Here is a 26,638-nt window from a genome sequence, read left to right on the forward strand (position 1 = left end):
TTGTCGCTTTAAAAACAGCGACCAAATTAATATATCATACTGCCAATGTTTCGTCAATAACTTTTTTGTTAAATGATCTTTACAAAAATACTAACTCAACATTGGATGTTAATTGTACCATTATCGACAAATTAAGTCAACACCAATTCGGCAAATTTCTTTTCAACATATAAAAAAGGGTTAATAAAGCTGCATTTCATATTCATTTAAATGCTAGTTTAATAAACAATCGCACTCTTGCCATATATCCCTCAAATATCCAAAGAGCTTTAAATAGCAGAAGATTAATACACTCCTACAGCCGCCGCTTATATCATGTTACAACACAAAATCACCACATCCGGTGAAAGTTCATTTGTAAAACCAGATCCTTGATCATCAATACATACATATTTCCGGCAGACGAGTAAATACAATACGGTCTCAGGATGTACAAATATAAGTACTGCAGCACCCTTTTCTATGGGATAAGTCCTTTTTGAGCACGCACTGGAATATAAAATCACAGAAAAAAATCTGCAGGATTTTCATTCTCCCGCAGAATATCTTCCTTATTCAATCAGTCGGCTTGCAGATACAATGCAAAATTATTTAATAATAATTTCGCCCTGCCACTCCAGCATACCACCGCTCATGTTTGACACTTTAAATCCTTGCTCCTGTAAAAATGCTGTTGCATTATAGCTTCTTTTCCCTGAGCGGCAGACCATAATATATTCTTTTTGCTTATCTAAGTCCGTATAAACATCCGGTATATCACCTAAAGGAATGTGTAACGCATTTTCAATCATTCCTTGAGCTACTTCTTCATCTTCTCTAACATCAATCAATTGAATATAATCATTTTCTTTGATAGCATCCACTTCTGTCGGGGAAAGCTCTTTAATTTCTTCCATCCACTCTCATCTCCTTCTATATTTATTCTTCCATATTATATTAAATGGAGAATGAATAGGATTCAACTCGTTTGATTAAACTAAGCAAAACTTAATCTCTTTAGAGAAAGAAGGTGATACGATGGCTTATATCAGTTTATTGTTATTAACTCTTTTCTTTGCTCCGGCAGAAGCGGATCATAATGATGCGATCCTTATCCATACGTACGAAGAGGATGTTACAGGAGATGGAGAAGCAGAACTTTTAGAATTAAAAGGCAAATTATTTGCTGCAGATGGTGTTTATTATCAAGACATTTGGGTCGATATTTCAAGTCCCTCATCTGATAAAACATGGCGGATTAACTATGGTGGAGGGTATGATCCGGAATTACAATTTGCCGATTTAACACATAATGGTGTGATGGATATTCTTTACCAGAGTCCAACTGGAGGAAGTGGCGGATTATATACTTCCCAGCTAAATCAATGGGAAAAGGGGGATTTTATTGAGCTGCCTTTGCCAGTAGAGCAGCCGGTAAAAGGAGAATTTATGGATGATTTTAAAGTATCCGTTCAGTTACTGCCAAAAGAAGAACCAATCCTATTAGATGTCTCTGGACAAAAAGAAGAATATATTCGTTTAAATTTATACAACGATCAGGGTAAACTTTTGGAGCCGACAACGCTGATGATTGATCCGGTTGCTTTTTTTGAAGTGATTGAATTAGAAGAGGAAAATCAGCCAGGTCTTAAAAGTTTTCAGCAAATTAGCGGTGCCTATCATGCAGATCAAATTGGAACTGTTGAATCCACTTGGATTTACGATAAGGATGAATGGATCCTTTTAGAAACAACTTTGCAAACCGAGCTTCCCCGTTTAGAAGGATCTGTCAGTTAAAGCGCTTTATACTATTCCCACAAAAAAACGGACGAAATCAAGTTCTATCAAGAGAACTATGACTAGCGTCCGTTTTTTTATCATAATAAACTTCTTTAATTAAAGATGAAGTATTAATTAGCTACAACATTAACAAGTTTATCTGGAACAACAATCACTTTTCGAATCGTTTTTCCATCCAGCCATTTTTTCATACTGTCTTCACTTAAAGCCAGTTTTTCCAGCTCACCTTTTTCAGTACCCACAGGAACGCTTAGTTTCGCCCGTACTTTCCCCATTACCTGCAATACGACTTCCACTTCATCTTCTACAAGCTTTGATTCATCATAAGCAGGCCAGCCAGCCAAAGTAATCGAATCAGTATGCCCGAGCTTTTGCCAAATCTCTTCACACAGATGCGGTGCGACCGGAGAAAGAAGTTTTACAAAGCCTTCTGCGTAATTTTTCGGAATGGAATCAGCTTTGTAACATTCATTCACAAATACCATCATTTGTGAGATTCCTGTATTAAAGTGAAGGCTCTCAAAGTCCTCTGTCACTTTCTTCACTGTTTCGTGATAAACCTTATCTAATTCTGTTGCGGCATCATCGGTGATTTTATCTGTTAATGAGTTATCATCATTCATATAAAGTCTCCAGACACGATCCAGGAAGCGACGGGAACCGTCCAGACCATTTGTTGACCAGGCAACGGAAGCATCCAGTGGTCCCATGAACATTTCATAAAGTCGCAACGTATCCGCACCATGAGAAGAAATAATATCATCTGGATTCACAACATTTCCTTTTGATTTACTCATCTTCTCATTACCTTCTCCAAGAATCATCCCTTGGTTAAACAATTTTTGGAATGGCTCTTTCGTTGAGACAACGCCGATATCATATAGGAATTTATGCCAGAAGCGTGCATACAGCAGGTGAAGTACAGCATGTTCTGCCCCTCCGATATAAATGTCAATCGGGAACCACTCTTCCAATGCTTTTGGATCAGCAAGCTGTTCTGTATTATCTGGATCAACATAACGCAGGAAGTACCAGCAGCTGCCAGCCCATTGCGGCATTGTATTTGTTTCTCTTCTGCCTTTCATCCCTGTTTCCGGATCAACGACACTTACCCAAGCTTCATTGTTGGCAAGCGGAGACTCTCCTGTTCCAGACGGTTTTATCTCTGTCATTTCCGGAAGTTCCAAAGGAAGCTCCTCATCTGGTACAGTTGTCATACTGCCATCTTCCCAATGAATGATTGGAATCGGCTCACCCCAATAGCGTTGTCTTGCAAAAAGCCAGTCGCGCAAACGATACGTGATTTTCTTAGTTCCTTTTTGGTTTTCTTCCAACCACGCAATCATTTTGGAGATAGCTTCCTCCTTATTCAGACCATCTAAGAACCCGGAATTGACATGCGGGCCATCCCCGGTATAAGCTTCCTCCTCTATATTTCCGCCTGCAACAACTTCATTAATTGGAAGTTCAAACACTTTCGCAAATTCATAGTCACGCTCATCGTGTGCAGGTACAGCCATGATTGCACCACTGCCATAGCTCATCAATACATAATCCGCTACCCAAATCGGCATCTTCTCTCCATTAACAGGATTAATCGCATAGGCTCCAGTAAATACACCTGTTTTTTCTTTGGCAAGATCGGTACGCTCTAAGTCTGATTTTGTTTGTACCTCATGCAAATAATTTTCCACAGCTTCTTTCTGAGCAGCTGTTGTAATCGTCTTGATAAATGGATGTTCCGGCGCCATTACTGCATAAGTTGCTCCAAATAATGTATCCGGACGTGTCGTAAATACCGTAAAGGTTTCCTCATGTCCTTCAATAGAAAATGTCACTTCAGCACCTTCTGAACGCCCAATCCAATTACGCTGCATTTCTTTCAAGCTTTCCGGCCAATCCAATTCTTCCAAATCAGAAAGCAGACGATCTGCGTACGCTGTTATTTTAAGCATCCACTGTTTCATCGGTTTACGAACTACCGGATGTCCGCCGCGTTCACTCTTGCCATCAATTACTTCTTCATTTGCAAGAACAGTTCCAAGAGCTGGGCACCAGTTCACAGCTACTTCATCCATATAAGCAAGGTCATTTTCATAAAGCTTTTTGAAAATCCATTGTGTCCATTTATAGTAGTTGGGATCTGTTGTATTAATTTCTCTGTCCCAATCATAGGAAAAGCCGAGCTCTTTAATCTGTCTCTTAAAGGTTTGAATATTTGCTTCTGTAAATTCTTTCGGGCTGTTCCCTGTGTCAATCGCATATTGCTCCGCCGGAAGCCCAAACGCATCCCAGCCCATCGGATGCATAACCTCGTACCCTTGCATTCTTTTCATCCTGGCTAAAATATCTGTTGCTGTATATCCTTCCGGGTGCCCAACATGCAAACCTTGACCAGATGGATACGGAAACATATCCAGTGCATAGAATTTTTCTTTATTCGAAAATGTATTTGTTTTGAATGTTTTATGCTCATCCCAATATTTTTGCCACTTCTTCTCAATTTCCTGATGTTGAAAGCTCATCGCTATCCTTCCTTTCATAAACTGCCTATAATTTGATTAATACGATACTGGTATTCCTTATCTAACACCTCTAAAATAAGGTATAAAAAAAGCCACTCATCCCAATGAAGGGACGAGAAGCTGTGATTATTCCCGCGGTACCACCCAAATTAACGCCTAAAAGCGTTCGCTTGACATCGGTAACGTTGATGAAACGACAGTAACTACTTTTATTCATTACTGTAACCTAAAAGGTGAGTTCATACGCCGATCAGTAGCAGTTTTCACCACCCACTGCTTCTCTGGAACTGATATAACCTATTACTAATCCTTTTTCATTGTCTTTCATTTTATAATAGATACTGGAATTATAATGAAATAAACATTCCATGTCAAGTTGACAACATGCAGCTTACCTTTAGTATACACTTAATTCGGCAATTGGAAACAACTATATCGAAGAAAAAATATATTTCACTTCCAGTACCTATTGATTTTAGTAATGAAGTTTAGCATACTTGAATTGGAAAAATGTATAAGGAGACAGTCACATGCTACAAAATGTTTTAACCTGCGCACACACATTATTAAAGGAAAGTCTGCAAGAAGGAGATGTCGCCATTGACGGAACCTGCGGAAATGGGCACGATACATTGTTTTTAAGTCAAACGGTCGGACCTTCAGGCAAGGTATATGGATTTGATATTCAGGAGCAGGCTATTCAAAAAACAAAAGCAAAGCTTCAGGAAAATGACTGCTGTAATGTAACACTTATTCAGGATAGCCACGAAAGATTACATAGCTATACGGAAGAAAATCTTATCGGTGGAGCCATTTTTAACCTTGGTTATTTGCCGAAAAGTGATAAGTCGATCATTACCAGACCTCACTCTACGATAGCAGCCATCGAAGCTGTATTGAGCAAATTAAAAGGAAGCGGGCTGCTTATCTTAGTTATTTATTACGGACATCCAGGTGGGGAGGAAGAAAAAGAGGCCGTTCTTTCTTACACTTCGCAATTGAATCAAAAAGAGTACCAGGTGCTTCAATACCAATTTATCAATCAGCAAAACCAGGCTCCATTTTTAATCGCTATCGAAAAAAAGAAACGCTCCGGATAATCATGGAGCGTTTCCGATACTTCTTACGCAATTCCTAAAAATAATAATCGGAAAAATAAATTTAAGAAATGCCCGGCAGTCAGGATAATAAATAAAATAAAAGAAATCATGAGCACACGAGATCGCAATGTCTTATACTTTTTGGGATAAGGAACCCAAACATATGCGGATACAATCATAAGCGGAACCGAGTATAGATATGCAAATAGATAAACCCAGTTGCGCAATGCAGTAACATCCCTCATTTCAAGACTTTGACTTTGCAGGCTGTTCAATTGATTCATATATCCAGATGCAAAGATAATTGTTAACAAAATAAAATAACCAAACGTTGTCAGACGCAGCCATTTTTGCTCATCACTTATCAGTATATAAACACCAATAAAAAATAAAATCCCTATTACAATTTGAATTAACATGAAAGTACAACCCCATTTTTAACGATAAATCAGTTTTCTTCCTTCTGTAAGCAAAACTTCACCTTCAGTAAATAAACTTTAATTAAAGGAAGTTTCAAAAGTCCACTTACATGCCTGGTCAATCCGCCCATCAAGTAAAACAGATTTATACACCTGCTTATTCCAATAATAATTGGAACAATCACTACTTATCCCATTATACAGGATTACTTTAAGATAGCTTTCATCTCTTTGTTTTTGGCTATCATTAAGTAACTAGCTTATTTATTCTATCATAAAAAGATGCTTACCTGTAGAGGATAGAAAGAAATAAATACACATTCAAACTTATTATTCATATCGGATAAACGAATTAGAATATATGCCTATAACTGGAAGAGTACCATTTTAACAGATGATTACTACCGCTAATTTTCAGAAAATCATCTGTTCCTAAACCACCTTTCCAGATAATATGTCCTCTGCTATACTTTAGTCACTATAACTTAGTTGGAGGAATAGAGATGATTGAATCTTATAAGGGTATCACCCCATCGATTGATTCAACAGCATTCATTGCTAAAAATGCTGTCATCACCGGGGACGTAACGATTGAAGAAGAAGTAAGCATTTGGTTTCATACAGTTATTCGCGGAGATGTTGCTCCTACCAAAATTGGTAAACGTACAAACATTCAGGATCTCTCCATGCTGCATCAAAGTCCAAACATGCCGCTAATCCTTGAAGAGGATGTAACTGTCGGACATCAAGTAACCTTGCATTCTGCGACGATACGGCATCATGCACTTATCGGTATGGGCTCCATTATTTTAGACGGTGCAGAAATCGGCGAGCATGCCTTTGTCGGCGCTGGAAGTCTGGTTCCTCCCGGGAAAAAGATACCGCCCGGAACTTTGGCTATGGGCAGACCAGCTAAAGTCGTCCGTGAATTAACAGATAAGGATTATCAGGAAATGGAGCGCATTCGTCAATCCTACGTAGAAAAAGGGCAGTATTATTTAAAAGAAACCGCAATGGGCATGGATAAATAGTTCATCTTATTGATTACACACACAGAAAAAACGTCAGGTATCCTCAGACACCTGACGTTTTTTTATTTTGCAGTTAATGCTTTCAGTTCTTCTACTTTATCTGTTTTTTCCCACGGGAATGTGAAATCTGTACGTCCAAAATGACCATAAGCAGCCGTATTTTTAAATATTGGTCTTCTTAAATCAAGCATACGGATGATGCCGGCAGGTCGAAGGTCAAATAGCTCCCGCACTGCTTCCACTAATTTTTCTTCACTGACCTCTCCTGTGCCAAATGTATTAATGGAGATAGAGACAGGCTGGGCAACACCAATCGCATAAGCTAATTGCACTTCACATGAATCAGCGAGACCGGCAGCGACAATATTTTTGGCTACATAGCGGGCAGCATACGCAGCAGAGCGGTCTACTTTCGTTGCATCTTTTCCGCTAAAAGCACCACCGCCGTGTCTTGCATAACCTCCATATGTGTCTACAATAATTTTTCTTCCTGTAAGTCCTACATCGCCTTTTGGTCCGCCCAATACAAAGCGTCCAGTCGGATTAATAAAGTATTTTGTTTTTTCGTCCAATAATTCATCCGGTACAACTGCTTCCACAACATGTTTAATAACATCCGCTTCGATTTGTTCATTTGTGGCATCCGGATGATGCTGCGCGGAAATAACAATCGTATCAACTCGTACCGGCTGATCATTTTCATCATATTCCACTGTTACCTGTGTTTTCCCATCAGGGCGCAGATAATCAATAATATTCTCTTTCCGGACATCTGCCAGCCTTCTTGACAATCGATGTGCTAAAGAAATCGGTAAAGGCATGAGCTCTTCTGTTTCATTACAGGCAAAACCAAACATTAATCCCTGATCACCAGCTCCAATTGCCTCAATTTCTTCCTCATTTCCCTGTCCTTCCCTCGCCTCCAGCGCAACGTCTACACCACTGGCAATTTCAGGAGATTGCTCATCAATGGCTGTTAAGACAGCACAAGTTTCTGAATCGAAACCATATTTGGCTCTTGTATACCCAATTCCTTCCACTGTTTCACGTACAATTGCAGGAATATCCACATATGTACTTGTTGAAATCTCTCCAGCAACCAGAACAATTCCAGTTGTTACCGTTGTTTCACACGCTACTCTTGCATTTGGATCCTTTGAAAGAATCTCATCCAAAATAGCATCGGAAATTTGATCTGACATCTTATCCGGATGTCCTTCAGTAACTGATTCAGAAGTAAATAAACGACGATTTGCAGCCATAAGGCTAACTCCCCTTTTCCTTGTATGTTACGGAACTCTACTCTAAGAGGCTGTCCAAAAAGTCCACGAAAATCGAACCATCTGAACACGCACTTCCTTGTAAACTTATCATTCTACCCAATGTGGTTTCATTTTTTATAACAGCTTTTTAAGGGCTGCTTGAAAAAGTCCCTTAAAAAAACAAAAAACCTCTCCTTCAATATACATGAGGAAAGGGAAACTATTGGCCTTTCGCTCTTATTGTTCAAGGAATGATCCTTGCATCAGGTTAGCACCTTTCACATGATGTGAGGTTGCTGGGCTTCATCGGGTCTGTCCCTCCACCATCTCTGAATAAGAGTATCCGTTCAATAATTAGATTAACGAAACAAGACTCTCCTGTCAACCCTATTATCCCAGAATACAAAACGAGGCGTTCATAAGTACTGTTTCCGCTCTTTTCTCAATGAATTTTTTCTGATTCAGAAATAGCTGAACCCGGCTTCAAAAGTTAAAAGGGAGCACTCATACATAAATGCGTTTAGTGCTTTCTAAAACAAAAAATTTTTTCGTAAATTAGTATGGACTATTATATTTAATGTGTTATACTAATAAACATATTTTAAGGATAAAATGATTTCTAAATTATTAAAAGGAGTGCATAATTGTCTTATGAAAATATTGCGGAGAAGTATTCTGGAGGAGTTCACTTCAACAAATATTTATAGCAACTATTCTGTAGGCCAACTTATCGAAAAGATTATTCATCGTGACGAAGCAAAATTGACATCAACTGGTGCTGTCCGTGCTACCACCGGTAAATATACGGGTCGTTCACCAAAGGATAAATTTATTGTAAAAGATGCTTTATCAGCGGAAAAGGTAGACTGGGGAAACGTTAATCAGCCTATTGAAGAAAACATTTTCAATCAGCTGCTTGACAAAGTAATTGCATATTTAGACAGCAAAGAGGAGATTTTTCATCTTCAAGCTTATGCCGGTGCGGATGAAAAGTATAAACTGCCTATCCAGGTTATAAATGAATACGCTTGGCATAATTTATTCGCAAGACAATTATTTATTCCAATTGAAAAAGAAATGCAGCAATTACATGAAGCAGATTTTACAGTTATCTCTGCTCCCGGCTTTAAAGCAGATCCTGAAGTAGACGGTACAAATTCTGAAGCATTTGTTTTAATTTCTTTTGAACAGCGTATTGTGCTGATTGGTGGAACAGAATATGCAGGAGAGATTAAAAAATCTATCTTCTCTGTAGCTAATTTCCTGCTCCCTGAACAGAATGTCCTGTCCATGCATTGCTCTTCCAATGTAGGAGATGAAGGCGATGTTGCTTTATTTTTCGGTTTATCCGGAACAGGAAAGACAACACTCTCCGCAGATGTTGACAGACGATTAATCGGTGATGATGAGCATGGCTGGAGTGACGATGGCGTATTTAACATTGAAGGCGGCTGCTATGCAAAATGCATCAATTTATCTGCTGAGAAAGAACCGCAAATTTTTGATGCCATCCGCTACGGGTCTGTCCTCGAAAATGTAGCATTAGACGAAGATACACGCGTCCCGGATTATGATGACACTTCTTTAACAGAAAACACGCGTGCTGCTTATCCATTAGAAAATATCGATAACAGCTTAGAACCGAGTGTAGCCGGACATCCAAATACGATTATATTCTTAACAGCAGATGCTTCAGGCACGTTGCCGCCAATCAGTAAATTGACAAAAGAGCAGGCAATGTATCATTTCTTAAGCGGATATACGAGTAAACTGGCCGGAACAGAACGTGGTGTAACACAGCCAGTCGCAACATTCTCCGCATGCTTCGGTTCACCGTTTTTACCTTTAAATCCGTCCATATATGCAGAAATGCTCGGGGAGAAAATTGATAAATTCAATGCAAATGTATTTCTTATTAATACCGGCTGGACTGGTGGTGCTTATGGAGTCGGCAACAGAATGAAGCTATCCTATACCCGTGCCATGGTTCACTCAGCTTTAATCGGTGAACTGAATAACGCAGAAATGACGGCAGATGAAATTTTCGGATTAGCTATTCCAAAATCAATTCCAGGTGTTCCAGATGAGGTTCTTGTTCCTAAAAATGCTTGGGACGATAAGGAAAGCTACGAAGCAGAGGCAAAGAAGCTGGCTGGAAAATTCCATATGAATTTCGAGAAATTCACTGAAGTCAGCGAAGCCATTCGGCAAGCTGGACCTGTCTATAAATCAGTATAATTAACTTCTTTATCTTAAAAGTATGTGTGCAAAAAGGAAACCAAATTAGAAGCAAGAAGATCCAGACAACGTTTTTTATGAACGGGCTTGCACATGTCGTGAAGAACTTCTACGCTGCCTGCGCGGCGTGATGGGTTTTAATAGAAGATCATTAGCTTGCCGCTTATCATTTGGAAACTTTCCTGACATCCTCTTAAAGGGTAAACTCATTATTTTCTGAGTTTACCCTTTTTTTCCTTTCTCTTTTCTTCCTGCAATGATTATTGGCCTATTCCTTCTGGTTTATAGGCATTCACACAATCGTCTCCAGCATCATATATTTATAGAAGATGTTCAAGAACAGTATTTGAGAAAGGAAGATAGAAATGAGAAAGCTTTCTTATTTCATTTTATTGATGGGCTCTCTGCTTATCGTTAGTGCATGCAATCAAAATAAAATGACACAAATAGACCTTGCCGAAGTAACACGTTCTATTTTCTATGCACCGCAATATGTCGCTTTAGAAAAAGGCTTTTTTGAAGAAGAAGGGCTTGAGGTTGATTTGCAAACCACTTGGGGCGGGGATACAACGATGACAGCACTTTTGTCTGACAGCGCAGATATTGCCCTTGTCGGTTCGGAAACATCCATCTATGTTTATGCCCAGGACTCCAGGGACTACGCTGTAAACTTTGCTCAATTAACACAAACCGATGGAACATTTTTAGTAGCTAAAGAAAAGGATGAAGACTTTCAGTGGGAAGATTTACATGAGAGTCATTTTCTCGGCCAGCGTGTCGGCGGCATGCCGCAGATGGTTGGAGAATATGTTTTAAAACAGCATGATATTAATCCGCAGGAAGATTTAAATTTAGTTCAAAATATCGATTTTGCAAATATTCCAGGCGCTTTTGCCAGCGGTGATTATGAATATGTCCAGCTATTCGAACCGACAGCAAGTATTTTTGAAGCAAATGGCCAGGGACAGATTGTTGCCTCTTTCGGGGAAGAATCCGGGCAAGTGCCCTACACCGTCTTTATGGCAAAGCAAAGCTTCTTAAATGAAGAAGAAGAAACTGTGGAAGCCTTTACCAGAGCCATTTATAAGGCACAGCAATGGGTACAGGAGACAGATTCATTAGAAATTGCTGAGGTGGTAGAGCCTTATTTTGAGGATACAGATGTAGAAATGCTCGCCAACGCCATCGACCGCTATAAACAGCAGGGCTCTTTTGCAACATCTCCAATGCTGGAAGAAGCTGCATGGGAGAACTTGAAGGATATTATGAACGAAGCTGGAGAACTCCCTGGAGATGCTCCTTACGAGGATCTAGTCAACACAGAATTTGCTGAGCGGATTATCGGAGAATAAAGGAGGATAACAATGTCTTACCTTACATTAGACGGTGTATCTCATTATTACTTCTCCAAAAAGCAATATACAGAAGCATTGCACAGTATCTCTTTCTCTGTAAAAAAGAATGAATTTGTGTCTTTACTTGGACCGAGCGGCTGCGGTAAATCAACACTGCTCTCACTTATTTCCGGGATGCTTCAGCCTGCTGAAGGCAATATTTTAGTAAATGGAGAAAAATTAGACATAAGTACGTTAGAAATCGGCTATATGCTGCAGCAGGATTATCTATTCCCCTGGAAAAGCATTATTGATAATGTACTGATTGGACCAAAGATTAGAAAGAGACAGGCAGATAACGTAAAACAAAACGCACTTACGCTTTTGGAAGAAGTCGGTCTTAAAAATGTTGCTGATAAATATCCAAGTGAATTATCCGGCGGTATGCGGCAGCGGGCAGCATTAATCAGAACACTGATTACAGAACCGGAAATTCTCTTGCTGGATGAACCTTTTTCCGCTTTGGACTTTCAGACAAAATTAAAGCTGGAGGTATTGGTATCTGATTTACTTAAAACTTATCAAAAAACAGCTATCCTGGTCACACATGATATCGGGGAAGCTATTTCAATGAGCGACCGGATTATTCTGATGTCCTCACACCCCGGTGCAATTGCAAAAATATACGATGTTCCTGTTGAATTACGGGATGAATCTCCTTTTCTTGCAAGAAAGCATCCAAAATACAGCCGGCTTTTTGATAAGATTTGGGCGGACTTAGACCAGGCAAAGCAAACTGTACAGCTTCATGAGGAGAATGCTTATGAACGGTCCTAAATTATTTACAATCTATCAGCAAAAGTTAAAAAAAGAAGCTAGAGTTGTACTGACCTGGCAGCTGTCCATTCTGATTTTATTTTTCACTCTTTGGGAGCTTGCCAGCAGACTGTATTGGATAGACCCGCTTTTATTCAGCTCTCCAAGCCGTGTATTCAGCTCGATCTGGAGCAGACTGCTGCAAGGTTCTTTATTAGGTCACATTCAAATTACACTATTAGAAACGATACTCGGCTTTTTAATCGGGACGATTGCCGGAATCATCATTGCTTCCATGCTCTGGAGCTTTCATCGTTTTGCAAAGGTCATGGACCCTTACCTCGTTGTCTTTAATGCCATGCCAAAGGTTGCCCTTGGTCCAATACTTATTGTAGCTCTTGGTCCCGGCTATTTATCGATTATTGCAATGGGGTTTATTATTTCAGTCATTGTCACAACACTTGTCGTATTTGCAGCCTTCCATGAGGTCGATCAAAATTATTTAAAAGTGTTAAAAAGCTTTGACGCAACAAAATGGCAATGCTTTAAAGAAGCTGTCTTTCCTGCCTCTTTGCCAGCCATTATCTCCACATTAAAGGTAAACGTAGGGCTTTCTTGGGTAGGCGTTATCGTCGGAGAATATTTAGTTTCTAAACAGGGATTAGGCTATTTGATTATTTACGGCTTCCAGGTATTTGATTTTACACTTGTGATGTCCAGCCTCGTCATCATCGCTATCCTTGCTGCGATAATGTACAAAACAGTAGAGAAAATAGAACAGCTGCTGATACGAAAATAGCAGGCAGCACCCGGCTGTCTGCTATTTTTATACATATAACTTTTTAATTCGGAGCATGCAGGATTCCAATACAGCATCCTTCATAATAAAACTGAAATTGGATTTATTTTTTACATTTTCCGGTATTTTTTTGAGTAGTACCGGACCTTTTGTTTCATAATAAGTAGACTGCAGCGTAAGCTCCTGCACTTCAGCATAATAAACGTTCTTTATCACGGTTTCATGACGTCCGTCCACCTTATACTGGCCAATATAGTGAAGCTTATTTACAGTCGCTCCTGTCTCCTCCATTACTTCCCGGACTGCTGCTTGCTCAGCAGCTTCTCCAGATTCTACCTTTCCTCCCGGAAACTCCATTCCTCTTTCCTTATGATCCGTCAACAGCCATTTATCTTTATATCTGCAGATGACCCATACATGCTTCGGGTTTTTCGAAAATGGATGATCTAAAAAAGATAGCTGCACCGTATTATTGTAATAATCCTTAAAAACATTCACTACTTCCACTACTTTCCCATCCGGGTGTCAATCCCTATAGCTTATATCTTGAATTTTCCAGCCGTTTTGAAGTATTAACTCCACCACCAGCGTGTAACTTCCTACCATATCATTTTCATTTTCCTGTACGATTTGTACGGAATGATTCGATGTATTTATCATATCATATTCATTTTCTTCTTGAAACCATGGTTCTGTATGCGTTGGAATAACATAAACGCCATCTGCTTCTGCCCGGAAATAGTAATCAACAAAGTCTCTGGCTAATTCCGGTGTGGTATATGCTTCAAAAGCTGATATCAGCTCCTGCTCTGTTGCATAGTGCTTCAGTTTATACGAATCGTCCACATCCTGCTTCAACGTATCCCCTAATCCGTTCATTACGCGAATGACTTCTTCTTTATCTGGCTGAATTTCTTCTTTTCCCAAATCCAAAGCAGATGCACCCACCTGCTGGTCGCTTTTTACAGCAGCTTCTCTTGGTACAGTGATAGAGAAAATCAATACTATCATCATAGTAAAACAAAGAATTAAAGCGAGCTTTCTCATCTGCAGCACTCCCTTTTGTTATCTATGCTTCAATATACATAAAAACCCTTTTTTTACTGATGAAAAATACATTATTTTTTCTATACTACCTTATACCTTTTTATTATATCATCTAAACCTTTTCATACGAAGGTACTATTTCCCCTATTCTTCATCTAATATCCCCATTGACCGGATATGATTCCTCGTATTCTCGTCACCTAAATCATATAATGCTTGATATATTCCTGTTATTGTTTCATCATATGCATCATTGGCTGTATCCAGATGATACGGTATAAACGGGATATGTGAACGTATATAACTGTCAAAACTCGCATCATGCAGCCCGTCAAATTTCCTGCGCAGCATCAGTACCTCCTCGGCAGTAGCATAAATGACAAAATCATCATTTCCCTGATATGGAATACGGGAAATCTCTCCTTGTCCGACACTGATAAAATATTTTTGTTTATCCAATGGAATCACCTCTTGCTTAGCTTCTCCGCAAAAAATGAAAATAAACATGACAGCAGTAGATGATTTCAGTAAATATGCTCAGAACCAAAAGCGGAAAGCACCCGTTTAAAAACGATGCGAAATTTCTAAAGTTTGGCGCTTGTAGCTGGACGCGGCTGTTATCCTTAGTTATCCACCCACAAACATTTTTATAATTTCCGAGACAATAAAAAAAGCGTATATACCCATTCTGGTACACACGCTTTTTCGCTTTTTTCGTTATTGATTGTCCTGGTTGTCATCATTTTCTTGTTTTCGCTGCTCCTGATTAATGGAGGTGCTGTCAATGGTCCTGTCAAATTTCTGTAAGTATTTTGCAGCGAAATCTTTTCCACCCAAACCAAAAGCAAGACCAAAGGCTAATGCCAATGCAGCGAGTAATAAGATAAATGCACTGTTAACGATGGTTGATGCAATACCTAATTGCGATACTGCCATAAAAGCTGCAAGAATTAAAATACTATACTTAGCAAAACCGGCAAGTGCAGCTGATGCCGGGCCATTTAACAGATGCAGCAATACTTTCTGCACCAAGGAAGCAAGCAGTAAGGCAACACCTAAAATAAGCACTGCTGCTAATACATTTGGCAGATAAGCAGTAATTGCCGTTGCTATTCCTACTAAGAAGTCCAGCTGAATCAGATACAGAGCCTGTACAGTTAAGAAGAAAATAATTAAGATCTGTACAACATATCCGGCAATATAGGATGGTGTCCATTTAGCCTGATTCACTGTTTCATTATTGCTGATAGTAGAAACAAAGCGGTTAAATCCCAGTTTAGCAAGATAATCCCCTACAAATTCTCCAACCAGCTTGCCTAACCAGATTCCAACTAATATTAAACCAATGGCAATCAGGATGTTTGGAAGCATCTGTACGACGCTGTGCAGCATACCAATTGCCGGTTCTGTGATTCCTGCCAGCTCTAATTGCTCTAAAGCAGAGATGGTGATTGGAATCAAAATAAGAATAAAAACAATGTTTCCTACAAATTTCGCAAAGGATGTCCCTTCAAATAAATTGGATAATTTTAATTTCTGAATCCATTTCTCTGTCCCAGCAGCTTCTAACAGATTCGTTACAATGCTGCGGACAACTTTGCCGACGAACCAGCCGACTGCAAAAATAAGCACTGCTGCTGCAAGCTTAGGAATAAAGTCTAAAACAGAAGCCAGCAGACCGCTGAATGGTTCAGCTACACCCTGAATATTTAAGGCCTGTAATACCCCGGGAATAAATAAGAGTAAAATAAGATAGAATGCAAATTTACCGACTGTTTCCGTGGTTTTTCGGATACCTTCCTCAGAATCTGCAATTCCCAATTTTGTAAATAAACGCTGAATACGTAATTTCCTGCTTCCCTTTACAATAAGCCATTGTACGACTGTCGCAATAATCCAGGCCAGCAGCAAAATTAAGGCTGCCTTGATCACTGCCGGGATAAAGTTTAAGAACGTTGAAATCAAATCCGATAATGGATTTGCAATCATAGACAGGTTAAGAATATTGAAGAATAAGATTAAAGCAACAACCAGCAGTATGTAGTAAACTGCTTTTGCGATAACCCTTTCTGATTTTACCGGTTCTCCTTTTAACCGGAACCTGTTAAACAGCTTATCATCCCAGTTTGTTTTCTTTAATGCTTTTTCCACCGTACTGCTCACCAATTTGGCAATTAACCATACGATTAGAAAAACAATAATCGCTATAGCTACATTTTGAACTCCTGTCCAAAAGCTCGCTGTAAAATAATCGTTCATAAAATTTTCCATAGATTTATGCTCCCTTCTTAACGGTTTAGTTAGCGCTACCCCCCACTAAAAAGAATTAAACCTATGTTATAAAATTGTAATGAAACAGCAAAGAACACGATCCAGCCCTCTATCCACTCAGAGATATTTCTTTAACTCCTGACGAACCAGTTTATTTGCTGCATTTCTCGGCAGCTGATCAATGAAATAAAATTCCTTCGGCTGCTTATAACGCGCTAACTTATCTTTTAAAAAGGCCGTTATCTCTGCGATTGTCATTTCTCTGTCAGCCACAATAAAAGCAACCGGGATTTCTCCCCATTCCGTATCTTTTTTTCCAATTACTCCTGTTTCCTGAACCCCGTCTATCTGCAGCAATACATTCTCGATTTCCGAGGGATAGATATTTTCACCACCGGAAATAATCAAATCACTGCGGCGGTCCACAACATATAAAAATCCTTCGTCATCGAGATAGCCTACATCTCCCGTTGCCAGCCAGCCATTCAAAAAAGATGTTTCATTTGCTGCTTGCCTGTTGTAATAGCCTGGAGTTATCATTGGACCTTTGACAAGAATTTCTCCAACCTCATTTGCTTGCTTCCCAGCAATTTTTAACTGTGCTGGAAACAATGGCTTTCCTGCTGAACCAACCTTGCGAAGTGCATCCCTTGGGTTCAACGTAACAATTTGCGAAGCGGTTTCTGTCATTCCATAAGATTGAAACACAGGAATCTTTTTTGCCTTTGTCTGTTGCAGTAATGTTTCTGGAGCTGGTCCACCGCCAAGCAGCATACAGCGAAAAGCCTCTGGATAGCTTGCTTCTCCAAGATAGCTCACTAAACGCTGGAGCATAACAGTTACAACGGAGGTCATCGTCACTTGCTTATGCATAATCGCATCGTGAACATCCTCCACCTCAAATTTTTCCAGCAAATAAATAGGCATCCCATAAATAATTCCTTTTAACATTGTCGACAGGCCGCTCACATGAAAAAGCGGCAGCGGTATCAGCCATTTATCATCATTATGCTTTCCAAAATTTAAACCGGAGCTGGTTGCACTCCACCAGTGATTTTCATAAGTATGCTGTACAGCCTTTGGAAATCCTGATGTACCAGATGTATACATCATCGTAAATACAGTGGACAGCTCTATTTCTTCTAAAAGCTGTACCTTCCAAGAAGCTTCCAGCCGATTCAGCTGATCAAATGTCAGCTGCCCGATTTCCGTCAGACCCGCTTCTTCAGTTTCTGTAATTAAAAGGGTAACTTTGGCATCCTTCATTTGCTGTTTTCGCTCATACGCAGTCAGCCGCTTATTCAATAAAACGACAACAGCACCTAAGTAACTGCACGCATAAATCATTTCCATCATTTCAATGCTATTCCCGGAAAGGATGGCAATATGATCTCCTTTTTTAATATCAGCAGATGCAAGCTTTCTTGCTTTTATCCTGCTGTTTTCAGCCAGCTGGCTAAAAGTCACTGTTGTTCCATCCTTTAATTCAACCGCTATTTCATTTGGGGATAAATCAGCTTGTTTATCAAGCCAGTGGGGAATAACTGTACTCATTTTTTCTTCCTCCAACGTTATTATTGTCTTATGTAAATTCCTTTCCTTGTGAAAAGAAACCTTTGCAAATAGCGCAAAGGTTTCTTTAATAAACGATTAAGGGAATCTTGGGAACTGCTTGAAGTTCGGTTTCCTTTTTTCTTTAAAGGCGTCTCTTCCTTCTTTCGCTTCATCCGTGGTGTAATAAAGAAGCGTTGCATCTCCGCCAAGCTGCTGCAAGCCTGCCAAACCGTCTGTATCTGCATTAAAGGATGCTTTCAGGAAGCGTAATGCCATTGGCGATTTTTCCAGGATTTCTTCACACCATTGTAACGTTTCTTCTTCTAATTTTTCTAAAGGCACAACCGTATTGACTAAGCCCATCTCGTATGCTTCTTCTGCATTATATTGACGGCATAAGTACCAAATTTCACGCGCACGCTTATGACCTACTAAGCGCGCTAAGTAGCCGGCACCATAGCCAGCGTCAAAGCTGCCCACTTTTGGTCCAGTTTGTCCAAAGATGGCATTATCTGCAGCAATCGTCAAGTCACAAACTACATGAAGCACATGGCCGCCGCCAATTGCATAACCGGATACCATTGCAATCACCGGCTTGGGAATCGTACGGATTAAACGCTGCAAATCAAGTACATTGAGACGTGGAACTTCATCGCCTCCTACATAGCCGCCATGACCGCGAACAGATTGATCTCCACCGGAACAGAATGCTTTATCTCCTTCTCCAGCTAATATAATCACACCGACGGAAGAATCATCTCTTGCATCCGTAAAAGCTTCAATCATTTCTTTTACGGTATTTGGCGTAAAAGCATTACGTTTTTCCGGACGATTAATCGTTACCTTAGCAATACCGTTATATTTTTCATAAATAATTTCTTCAAAGTTTTTTACTTTTTGCCATTCAACTGTCATGTTAATGACTCCTTTCAAGCTCAGGGGCTTATGTAGTAATATAATTTTCACCTAAGAACACATTTACTATTTTACCAAAGTTTTGCGATTTTTCCACATGAACAGCATGACCAGCTTTTGGACAAATGATAAATTCTGCCTTTGGTATTTTCTTTTGCATCATTTTATTTATCGCAACAAATTTTTCATCTTCTTCTCCGGCAATTAATAAAGTAGGTTTCACAAGCTCTGACAACCGCCCCCACCAGGAGGGCTGAGCTCCAGTTCCCATAGCATAAAGAGACATTGCCAAACCTTCTTTACTCTGAGAAAGACGTTCGTCTCTGATTTGTCGCTGTACAGCATCCGGCAGCCGTTTTTGTGTGGCGAATAATGGGAGCTCCTGCCATGTATTCACAAAGTCTTCTACCCCACGATTCAAAATTCGCTGTGCAAGCTTTTCGTCCTTTTCCTTTCGATCAAGACGTGCTGCTGCTTCCCTTAGCCCTGGAGAAGAGCTTTCTAAAATTAGGGAAGCAACATAATCCGGATAATACATCGCAAAGCTTAACGCCGTTCTTCCTCCCATGGAATAACCGATAACATGCACTTTTTTAATTCCCGCTGCCTCTAATAAATCCGCAATCAGATAACAACAATCCTTCATGGAAGAAATCGTGCTGTTCGTTTTCCCGTGACCCGGCAGATCCACTAAAATACATTGATAATCTTTTAAATCGGAACAAACCTCTCTCCACGTCTCACACGTTCCTGTAAAACCATGTAAAAACAGGATTGGCTCTCCCTTACCAATGATTTCGTATTGTAAGCCGTCCCTACTCATTGCCATCCCTCTTTTATCTCTGCCATAATCCGATTCCACTTCTCCCGATGCCAGGCAGCATTTTCATCACGATTTGTTCTTACCTCAATAATTGATAAGCCTGATAGCTGATAACTTTGCTTCAGCTTTGTTTTTAATGCCGTTTCCGTGGCAGCGACTGTATAATCAGCACCATATAATGCCCCGGCCTTTTCAAAAGGTAAATCAACCGGTGTGCCAAAAATTGCTTCAAAATGCTGTTTATCATTTGCCTGTGGAAGAAAGGAAAAAATTCCACCGCCATTATTATTGACAAGCACAATCGTGATTGGAAGCTGATACTGTTTTGCTGCCAGTAATCCATTCATATCATGGAAAAAGGATAGATCACCAATCAGCAGGGTAACCCGCTCTCCAGCAGCTGCTGCACCAACAGCACTGGAGATAACACCATCTATGCCATTCGCTCCGCGATTGCAAAGGATTGAAATATTTTTCGGGGACACCATAAAAAAGCTATCCACATCACGGACAGCCATACTGTTTCCGACGTATAAAGTTGTCTGATCAGGGATCACCTCTGCCATGCCCCGCACAGCTTCCCCTTCTGTTACTTGCGCTTCTTCACCAGATAATAAGTAATCCTTGGCAATTTGATTATACCTTTGCCATTCACGCAGCCAGGCTGCACTTTTTTGCTCGTCCGGTGCTTTTTTTATAAGCTGCCGGCATAATTGCTCTGGATCAGCGTAGATATAAACCGTATCATTACCAGACGGATCACGGAATCCTTCATTCTCCTCAACAACGAACTGTGGGACGGCCTTATTTTCCTTTACAAAAAATAAATATGCCTTGGATACAGGCATTGCTCCGAAGCGAATAATATAATCCGGCTGCAAGCGTTCACGTATCTCTGAATCACGCAGGAAAGCATCATATCCTTCTATCACATGGCTTTTATCGTGTCTCCCTGTCCGCACCTGTGATAAAGGATCTGCCAGGACAGGAACATTCCAGGCTTGAGCTAAGCAAGATACTGCATCTGCAAAATTGCCATCCATCTCCGGTCCACATACAATCAGCCCTTTTGGCGAAGAATCAAAAAGGGCTGCAAGCTTTTGTACCTGCTCCTCCGCTAAATGCTTCACACCTTCGATTCGATTCATACTACTAAACGGTCTATCTTCTGCTGTACCCCAAATATCAGAAAGTGTAAAATCTGGCGTCAACGGCTCCCTAAATGGAAAATTTACTTGAACAGGACCTTTATTCCCCTGCTCTGTATAAGCAAACGCCTGCGCTGCTTTTTGACGTGCATACTGAAGCATCTCCGGCGTTCCTTCGGGTATTGCCATTTCATGAAACCACTTCACATAGTCGCCATACATTTTGATCTGTTCAATCGCTTGCGGTGCACCAATCTGACGTAATTCATGCGGACGATCTGCCGTCAAAACAAGTAACGGCACACGACTATAAAAAGCTTCCACAACAGCCGGGTAATAATTTGCAGCTGCTGTTCCAGATGTACATAATAGCGCTACCGGACGTTTTGATTTTTTCGCCAGACCTAATGCAAAGAACGCTGCTGAACGCTCATCAATCACAACCCATTCCTTGATGGATGGGTGCTCTAAAAATACCAAAGCTAAAGGAGTAGATCTGGAGCCCGGTGAAATAACAACATCGGTCATTCCATTCTTCACCAGCTCATCTACAAAGTTAGCAGTATAACGTGTTAAGCTCTCCGTGTAACTCATCTCTCTAATCCACTCCTAAAACAGATAACATTGGCATTAATTTTACTTTTGTTTCTTCATATTCACTTTCCGGATCAGAATCTTCTACAATTCCACAGCCGGCAAATAAAGAAGCAGCATCCTTTTGAATCAGTGCCGAACGTAAAGCTACAGCAAACTCACCATGATGATTACTGTCCATCCAGCCGATAGGAGCTCCGTACCAGCCTCGATCTAATAGTTCATTATCACGAATAAACGCTAATGCATCCTGTCTCGGTGTTCCGCCAAGAGCCGGTGTGGGATGCAGGCCACTTACAATAGAAAAAATACGATGCTCCTTTTTCAGCTTTGCACGCACGGGTGTGTATAAATGCTGTAAGGTTTTATATTGATGGACTACTGGTTCATCAGGAACAACAACCTCTGTACAATATGCCTCCATCGTACTGCGAATCATTTGCACAACGTAACCATGCTCCTCACGGTTTTTCGGGTCTTCAAAAAGATTACTTGCGATTTGTTCATCTTCCTCCACCGTCTTTCCACGCGGGGCTGTTCCTGCCAGGCAGGTGGACAGTACGTCATTCCCCTTCACCTTTACCAGACGCTCCGGTGTTGCTCCAAGAAAGCAGTCCTCTCCCATCTCATAGCCAAATACAAACGAATTTGGCTGCGTATCTACCAGACGCTTTAAAAGATCGGGAATGTTTGCGGATTGATTAAAATGCACCCTAACCTCTCTGGCAAGGACAATTTTATCAACCGCCGTCTTTTTCATCACATCCGTAGCCTTTTTAATCGTTTCTTTCCACAGATCCGGAGCTATTTCTTTTTTACGCTGCACACACAACTTGGATGTATGATGCAAGTTCTCCGTATTATCCAGCAGTTCCTGGCGGTTATTTTGTAACTCTTCCAATATAGCGGGATAAGCTTCCCCTGTGGTGATGAAACGATTTATAGTAAGATAATAATCACCATCTGCATGCGTTAAAATATAACCCGGAATAGAAAAATGACTTTCAGGAAAGTTTTCCCACAGTTTTGTTTGCGGTTTTAATGGATCAAAGGAAAACCCTCCAAGTGCAACAACCCCAGTTCCTGATGTTTGATAAGGATTATAGATGATCGCATCAGCTAATAAGGCATTCCATTCCTGCTCTATCTGCTCATAGCGATGTCTGCAATCCTCCGTTGATAGTTCAAAAGCATGCCCTGCTCCTGCCAGCTGAAAAGCTTCATTTGCGCTGGACCAAAATGTCCGTGGAAGCTCTAATACTCCAGCTTTTTCTAAAAATCTATATAAGCTAACCTGATTTATTTTTTCAGTGTAACTAAACAATTTATCCTTTTGATCTGTTTGAACAGACTGTACGGCAGCCTTCAAATCAGCTGTAAACTGTTTTTCTTTTACTTCAATCATGACGATAAACCTCCATAATAGTTGGACAGGTATTTCATTATCCTCTACTATTTTATGCCCTTTTCTCTACTTTCTCAAGAGAAGCCTTCTAATTCATTAAAATCCATTATTCTTTTCTAATTTTCTGTCGATAAATGCTGCTTTTTCACAGGAACTGCAGCAAAAAATATAGACAAGAAAATATATATTTGCCGGAATAAAATAAACCTCTTTACACCTTTTGCTTATGGATATTATAAAATAGGTTTGACACGCTTATACCACTTATCTAAAATAAATACGATATTGTTTTTTAGGAGGAAGCCCATAATGACAACAAATAATCCGGCTGATATAAAAGAATTGCTGAATGAACGGGAAGGATTCCATAAATGGTGGCGATTAATGCGGCCGCATACACTGACAGCATCCTTTGTCCCGGTCTTTGTCGGGACAATGATTGCCTTTAATGAAGGAACCATTGACTGGCTGTTATTTTTCGCAATGATGATTGCCTCTCTACTTATACAGGCAGCTACCAACATGTTTAATGAATATTACGATTTTGTGCGCGGGTTAGACAACGATCAGTCTGTCGGCATCGGCGGTTCTATTGTCCGTGACGGGATGAACCCGAAACAAATTCGTAATATCGCCTTTATTTTTTATGCGATATCCATCGGCATCGGGGTTTATATATGTATATCGTCCAGCTGGTGGATTGCAGTGATTGGTTTGTTTTGTATGGCAGTTGGTTATTTATATACGGGAGGCCCTGTTCCCATTTCCTATACACCATTTGGTGAATTATTCTCTGGCGTCCTGATGGGAACAGTTATTATTGGGATCACTTATTATATTCAAACGGCCTCTGTTACCATGGAAATGATTTTGATTTCCCTTCCCATCACCATTTTCATCGGATGCATTAACTTTGCAAACAATATCCGTGATCGTGACGGAGATGAAAAAGGAGGAAGAAAAACGATTGCCGTACTGATTGGCAGACCAAGTTCTATTAAACTACTTGCAATGTTATTTATCGTTTCATTCGCTATAACAATTATTTTAATATGCACTGGTATTCTTCCAATATGGTCTCTTCTTACTTTACTGAGCGCTCTGCCGGCTATTAGTGTGATAAAAGATTTTAAAGGAAAGACACAGGCGATTGAAATGATGCCTGCCATGAAAAAAACCGGGAAAACAAACACCATATACGGGATGCTTTTAGGCCTCTCTTTACTGATTGCCGGATTACTGTAAAGCATTCGTATCACAGATAAAAAAGCAGAATGGAACCGTGGAAAAATCAAAGGAGCATATCCCTAAAAAAAGAACTGCACAAAAAAAGCAACGACTTATTAACAGGTCGCTGCTTTTTTATTTTATATAAATCTGGTCCGCTGCTGTTGAATCCAGCTTTGCATTCTATTAAACAATGGAATAAATAAAATGGCGATAAAAATTCCTTTAATAATATTGAACGGAAGCACCCCGCCGATAACTGCAATCCGCCGCATTTGTTCGGACATTTCCCAGCCCATAAACCAGCCATACGCCGGTAATATCAGGTAATAATTGAGTACACTCATTCCGACTGCCATAATAACAGTTCCCATTGCAAGTCCTGTAATAAGACCTTTTAAACCTTTCATACGGTGATAGATTATAGAAACCGGTAAAACCATCATGAGCCCAGCCACAAAGTTAGATAGGACGCCGATTGGCTCCCCGGATCCGGAGATTGCCAAATATAATAAGTTTTTAAGCCCGACCACAAGTACCCCGGCGATTGGAGAGAATATCAATGATGCGATTAATGCCGGAACATCACTGAAATCCACTTTTAAATACGGTGTTGGTAAAAATGGCAGTGGGAAATTAATAAAAAATAACACCAGTGAAATCGTACTTAGTAACGCAATAATAATTAACTTTAACAGCTGATTTTTCTTCTTTTTTTGCATCAGCCTGCCTCCTTCATCATTCTTCCGATTCCAACTCGTGATGAAGGCTCGATATGATTTTTATCCACTAAAAAACCCTAAAGCAACAAAGGGCTTTAGGGTTATAAGTCATCGCTAAATAAATATGCAGAAAACATACGCATAGTTAAATAAAAATCAGCTCGACATCTTCTCCCATCCAGACTATCACTGTCGGTTCTGGAATTTCACCAGATCAACTGCAACAATGTACAGTTCGCGGACTATTTCCGCCGGTCGGGAATTACACCCTGCCCCGAAGATTGGAATCGAATATTTAATTAACCTTAGTATACCATATTCAATTCATTTGACAAGAGAAAAATTTTTAATTCAATATATATTTCCCTCAGGCATCCTCATCCTTGTATACATACAGGTTAAAAGGTACCGAAGCAGCTCTTGAAGATCAGGTGGCGCAGTTTTTACGAACGGATCTTCAGACGGTGTGATGATTCCTCTATAAAAGGTTTAAATTTTCTTTTCCTGTCATACTTTCAAGCATCGTAACCAATAACTCAATTTCCATATCTATATCCTTCTTACTCACTGTTTCTACGGGAGAATGCATATATCTGAGCGGCAAGGACACAAGAGCTACTGGTACACCTTTGCCTGTATAGCGCATTTTATCAGCATCTGTTGATGTTGCCTGCGGCGTTAATTCATACTGCAAAGGAATGGATTTTTCTTTTGCCGCTTTTTCCAGCCATTCATTAATTTTACGATGAATCGGTGCTCCTTTTGCTAAAACAGGGCCGCCTTCCAAATGAACCTCGGCTTGTTTTTTTATGTTTACATTCGGATAATCTGTGGCAAAGGTCACATCCATAGCAATTGCAAAGTCCGGTTCTACTCCCGCTGCCGCAAAGTACGCTCCACCCATATTGGTTTCTTCATTGACTGTACTTGCACCATAAACACCGATAGGCAAGTTTTTATCAGACAGCTTGCGAATTACCTCTGCAACCATAAAAGCACCTGTACGATTATCGAGCCCTCTGGCGGAAATATATCGGTCCTGCAAAATTTCCGGATCTGTTTTAAACACACAAAGATCACCAACCTGCACTTTGCTCAATGCTTCTTCCTTCGATTGAAAGCCGCAATCAATATATAAATCCTGCACATTGAAGTCACCTTTCATCCCGCCATGATGCTGTGCATTAACCCCAATAACACCTGTAACTGTTTCTTGAAATCCTAGTATGGTTACACGCATACCAACAGCCGCTTTATGATTGATACCGCCTACTTTTTCAAAAAACAAAAAGCCACGCTCATCAACCCGTTGAATAATAAAGCCAATTTCATCACAATGCCCTGCTAAAAGCACTTTAAATGGAGCATCCGGATTTAGCACTGCAATCGCATTGCCGACATGATCTGTTCTTATTTCATCAGCATACGCCTTCACATAATTTATCCATTTCTTTTGAATGGCCATTTCCATACCTGATGGAGATGGTGTATGTAGTAATTCCAGTAAGAAATCATATTGTGTATACGTCATATTTATAGCCTCCAATAAAATATTCTTTCATACAAAGTGACATCTATTTACCAAACCTCCAGAAGAGGGTACACTTACTATATCAAATAATTGAAATG

Annotated in this window: 23 protein-coding genes, 2 riboswitches and 1 other annotated feature; of the genes, 8 read left to right on the plus strand and 15 right to left on the minus strand. The window is 40.1% G+C overall.

The genetic code is table 11. The annotated features are described in order from the left end of the window. Positions 1 to 587 precede the first annotated feature (587 nt). The gene (locus FLK20_RS02530; RefSeq protein WP_152655001.1) at positions 588 to 896 is read right to left on the minus strand and encodes a rhodanese-like domain-containing protein; all 309 of its coding nucleotides are present in this window, start codon (positions 894 to 896) and stop codon (positions 588 to 590) included. A gap of 121 nt (positions 897 to 1,017) precedes the next feature. On the opposite strand from FLK20_RS02530, the gene FLK20_RS02535 reads away from it, so the two are divergent. Further along, on the plus strand, positions 1,018 to 1,776 hold the full coding sequence (locus FLK20_RS02535; RefSeq protein WP_152655002.1) for a hypothetical protein: 759 nt from the start codon (positions 1,018 to 1,020) through the stop codon (positions 1,774 to 1,776). Between the two features lie 113 nt (positions 1,777 to 1,889). On the opposite strand, the gene leuS is transcribed toward FLK20_RS02535, so the two are convergent. Beyond that, on the minus strand, positions 1,890 to 4,304 hold the full coding sequence (gene leuS, locus FLK20_RS02540) for a leucine--tRNA ligase (protein WP_152655003.1): 2,415 nt from the start codon (positions 4,302 to 4,304) through the stop codon (positions 1,890 to 1,892). A 105-nt stretch (positions 4,305 to 4,409) separates the two neighbouring features. Beyond that, positions 4,410 to 4,631, minus strand: a binding site (T-box leader). A 203-nt stretch (positions 4,632 to 4,834) separates the two neighbouring features. Here leuS and mnmM point away from each other — a divergent pair. Continuing rightward, complete coding sequence (gene mnmM, locus FLK20_RS02545; protein WP_152655004.1) at positions 4,835 to 5,404, plus strand: tRNA 5-(aminomethyl)-2-thiouridylate-methyltransferase MnmM; 570 nt, start codon at positions 4,835 to 4,837, stop codon at positions 5,402 to 5,404. Between the two features lie 23 nt (positions 5,405 to 5,427). Here the strand turns inward: mnmM and FLK20_RS02550 are convergent, their stop codons facing one another. Beyond that, positions 5,428 to 5,823 (minus strand): hypothetical protein, encoded by a 396-nt coding sequence (locus tag FLK20_RS02550; protein WP_152655005.1) that lies wholly within the window; start codon positions 5,821 to 5,823, stop codon positions 5,428 to 5,430. A gap of 503 nt (positions 5,824 to 6,326) precedes the next feature. On the opposite strand from FLK20_RS02550, the gene FLK20_RS02555 reads away from it, so the two are divergent. Next, complete coding sequence (locus FLK20_RS02555; protein ID WP_152655006.1) at positions 6,327 to 6,854, plus strand: gamma carbonic anhydrase; 528 nt, start codon at positions 6,327 to 6,329, stop codon at positions 6,852 to 6,854. Between the two features lie 62 nt (positions 6,855 to 6,916). Here FLK20_RS02555 and metK read toward each other — a convergent pair whose 3' ends face one another. Then, on the minus strand, positions 6,917 to 8,116 hold the full coding sequence (gene metK / locus FLK20_RS02560; RefSeq protein WP_152655007.1) for a methionine adenosyltransferase: 1,200 nt from the start codon (positions 8,114 to 8,116) through the stop codon (positions 6,917 to 6,919). 234 nt (positions 8,117 to 8,350) lie between these two features. Then, positions 8,351 to 8,456, minus strand: a riboswitch (SAM riboswitch). Between the two features lie 311 nt (positions 8,457 to 8,767). Between metK and pckA the strand changes: the two genes are divergently transcribed. The 4 genes from pckA (at position 8,768) to FLK20_RS02580 (ending at position 13,303) form a co-directional block, all read left to right on the plus strand. Further along, a complete protein-coding gene (gene pckA, locus FLK20_RS02565) occupies positions 8,768 to 10,354 on the plus strand; it encodes a phosphoenolpyruvate carboxykinase (ATP) (RefSeq protein ID WP_152655008.1) in 1,587 nt (528 codons plus the stop codon). A gap of 365 nt (positions 10,355 to 10,719) precedes the next feature. Then, positions 10,720 to 11,706, plus strand: coding sequence for an ABC transporter substrate-binding protein (locus FLK20_RS02570; RefSeq protein ID WP_152655009.1), 987 nt, complete (start codon positions 10,720 to 10,722; stop codon positions 11,704 to 11,706). A gap of 12 nt (positions 11,707 to 11,718) precedes the next feature. Beyond that, a complete protein-coding gene (locus FLK20_RS02575) occupies positions 11,719 to 12,525 on the plus strand; it encodes an ABC transporter ATP-binding protein (RefSeq protein ID WP_152655010.1) in 807 nt (268 codons plus the stop codon). Beyond that, the gene (locus FLK20_RS02580; protein WP_370453155.1) at positions 12,506 to 13,303 is read left to right on the plus strand and encodes an ABC transporter permease; all 798 of its coding nucleotides are present in this window, start codon (positions 12,506 to 12,508) and stop codon (positions 13,301 to 13,303) included. Before FLK20_RS02575 ends, FLK20_RS02580 begins: the two co-directional genes overlap by 20 nt. A 27-nt stretch (positions 13,304 to 13,330) precedes the next feature. On the opposite strand, the gene ytkD is transcribed toward FLK20_RS02580, so the two are convergent. The 9 genes from ytkD to FLK20_RS02625 all read right to left on the minus strand — a co-directional run bounded on the left by ytkD (position 13,331) and on the right by FLK20_RS02625 (position 23,060). After that, entirely contained in the window at positions 13,331 to 13,801 is a 471-nt protein-coding gene (ytkD, locus tag FLK20_RS02585) for an RNA deprotection pyrophosphohydrolase (RefSeq protein ID WP_152655420.1), read from the minus strand. A 27-nt stretch (positions 13,802 to 13,828) separates the two neighbouring features. Beyond that, positions 13,829 to 14,350 (minus strand): hypothetical protein, encoded by a 522-nt coding sequence (locus FLK20_RS02590; RefSeq protein WP_152655012.1) that lies wholly within the window; start codon positions 14,348 to 14,350, stop codon positions 13,829 to 13,831. Between the two features lie 144 nt (positions 14,351 to 14,494). Continuing rightward, a complete protein-coding gene (locus FLK20_RS02595; protein ID WP_227994827.1) occupies positions 14,495 to 14,818 on the minus strand; it encodes a hydrolase in 324 nt (107 codons plus the stop codon). Positions 14,819 to 15,067: 249 nt separating this feature from the next. Further along, positions 15,068 to 16,621 carry a mechanosensitive ion channel gene (locus FLK20_RS02600; RefSeq protein WP_227994828.1) on the minus strand — a complete coding sequence of 518 codons (1,554 nt, stop codon included), beginning with the start codon at positions 16,619 to 16,621 and terminating at the stop codon, positions 15,068 to 15,070. A 117-nt stretch (positions 16,622 to 16,738) separates the two neighbouring features. Then, a complete protein-coding gene (locus tag FLK20_RS02605; RefSeq protein ID WP_152655014.1) occupies positions 16,739 to 18,175 on the minus strand; it encodes an o-succinylbenzoate--CoA ligase in 1,437 nt (478 codons plus the stop codon). Positions 18,176 to 18,271: 96 nt separating this feature from the next. Then, complete coding sequence (gene menB / locus FLK20_RS02610) at positions 18,272 to 19,090, minus strand: 1,4-dihydroxy-2-naphthoyl-CoA synthase (RefSeq protein ID WP_152655015.1); 819 nt, start codon at positions 19,088 to 19,090, stop codon at positions 18,272 to 18,274. 28 nt (positions 19,091 to 19,118) lie between these two features. Beyond that, positions 19,119 to 19,913 carry a 2-succinyl-6-hydroxy-2,4-cyclohexadiene-1-carboxylate synthase gene (gene menH / locus FLK20_RS02615; protein WP_152655016.1) on the minus strand — a complete coding sequence of 265 codons (795 nt, stop codon included), beginning with the start codon at positions 19,911 to 19,913 and terminating at the stop codon, positions 19,119 to 19,121. Beyond that, complete coding sequence (menD, locus tag FLK20_RS02620; protein WP_152655017.1) at positions 19,910 to 21,655, minus strand: 2-succinyl-5-enolpyruvyl-6-hydroxy-3-cyclohexene-1-carboxylic-acid synthase; 1,746 nt, start codon at positions 21,653 to 21,655, stop codon at positions 19,910 to 19,912. The genes menH and menD overlap by 4 nt, the downstream gene beginning before the upstream one ends. A 4-nt stretch (positions 21,656 to 21,659) precedes the next feature. After that, entirely contained in the window at positions 21,660 to 23,060 is a 1,401-nt protein-coding gene (locus FLK20_RS02625; protein ID WP_152655018.1) for an isochorismate synthase, read from the minus strand. 309 nt (positions 23,061 to 23,369) lie between these two features. Between FLK20_RS02625 and FLK20_RS02630 the strand changes: the two genes are divergently transcribed. Beyond that, entirely contained in the window at positions 23,370 to 24,305 is a 936-nt protein-coding gene (locus tag FLK20_RS02630; protein ID WP_152655019.1) for a 1,4-dihydroxy-2-naphthoate polyprenyltransferase, read from the plus strand. A gap of 122 nt (positions 24,306 to 24,427) precedes the next feature. On the opposite strand, the gene FLK20_RS02635 is transcribed toward FLK20_RS02630, so the two are convergent. Beyond that, positions 24,428 to 25,009 carry an ECF transporter S component gene (locus FLK20_RS02635; RefSeq protein ID WP_152655020.1) on the minus strand — a complete coding sequence of 194 codons (582 nt, stop codon included), beginning with the start codon at positions 25,007 to 25,009 and terminating at the stop codon, positions 24,428 to 24,430. Positions 25,010 to 25,171: 162 nt separating this feature from the next. After that, positions 25,172 to 25,295: riboswitch (FMN riboswitch) on the minus strand. A gap of 192 nt (positions 25,296 to 25,487) precedes the next feature. Beyond that, positions 25,488 to 26,540 carry a M20/M25/M40 family metallo-hydrolase gene (locus tag FLK20_RS02640; protein WP_152655021.1) on the minus strand — a complete coding sequence of 351 codons (1,053 nt, stop codon included), beginning with the start codon at positions 26,538 to 26,540 and terminating at the stop codon, positions 25,488 to 25,490. Between the last annotated feature and the right edge of the window lie 98 nt (positions 26,541 to 26,638).

Origin of the sequence: Oceanobacillus sp. CFH 90083, assembly GCF_009389585.1 — a bacterium.
Lineage (GTDB): Bacteria > Bacillota > Bacilli > Bacillales > Amphibacillaceae > Oceanobacillus.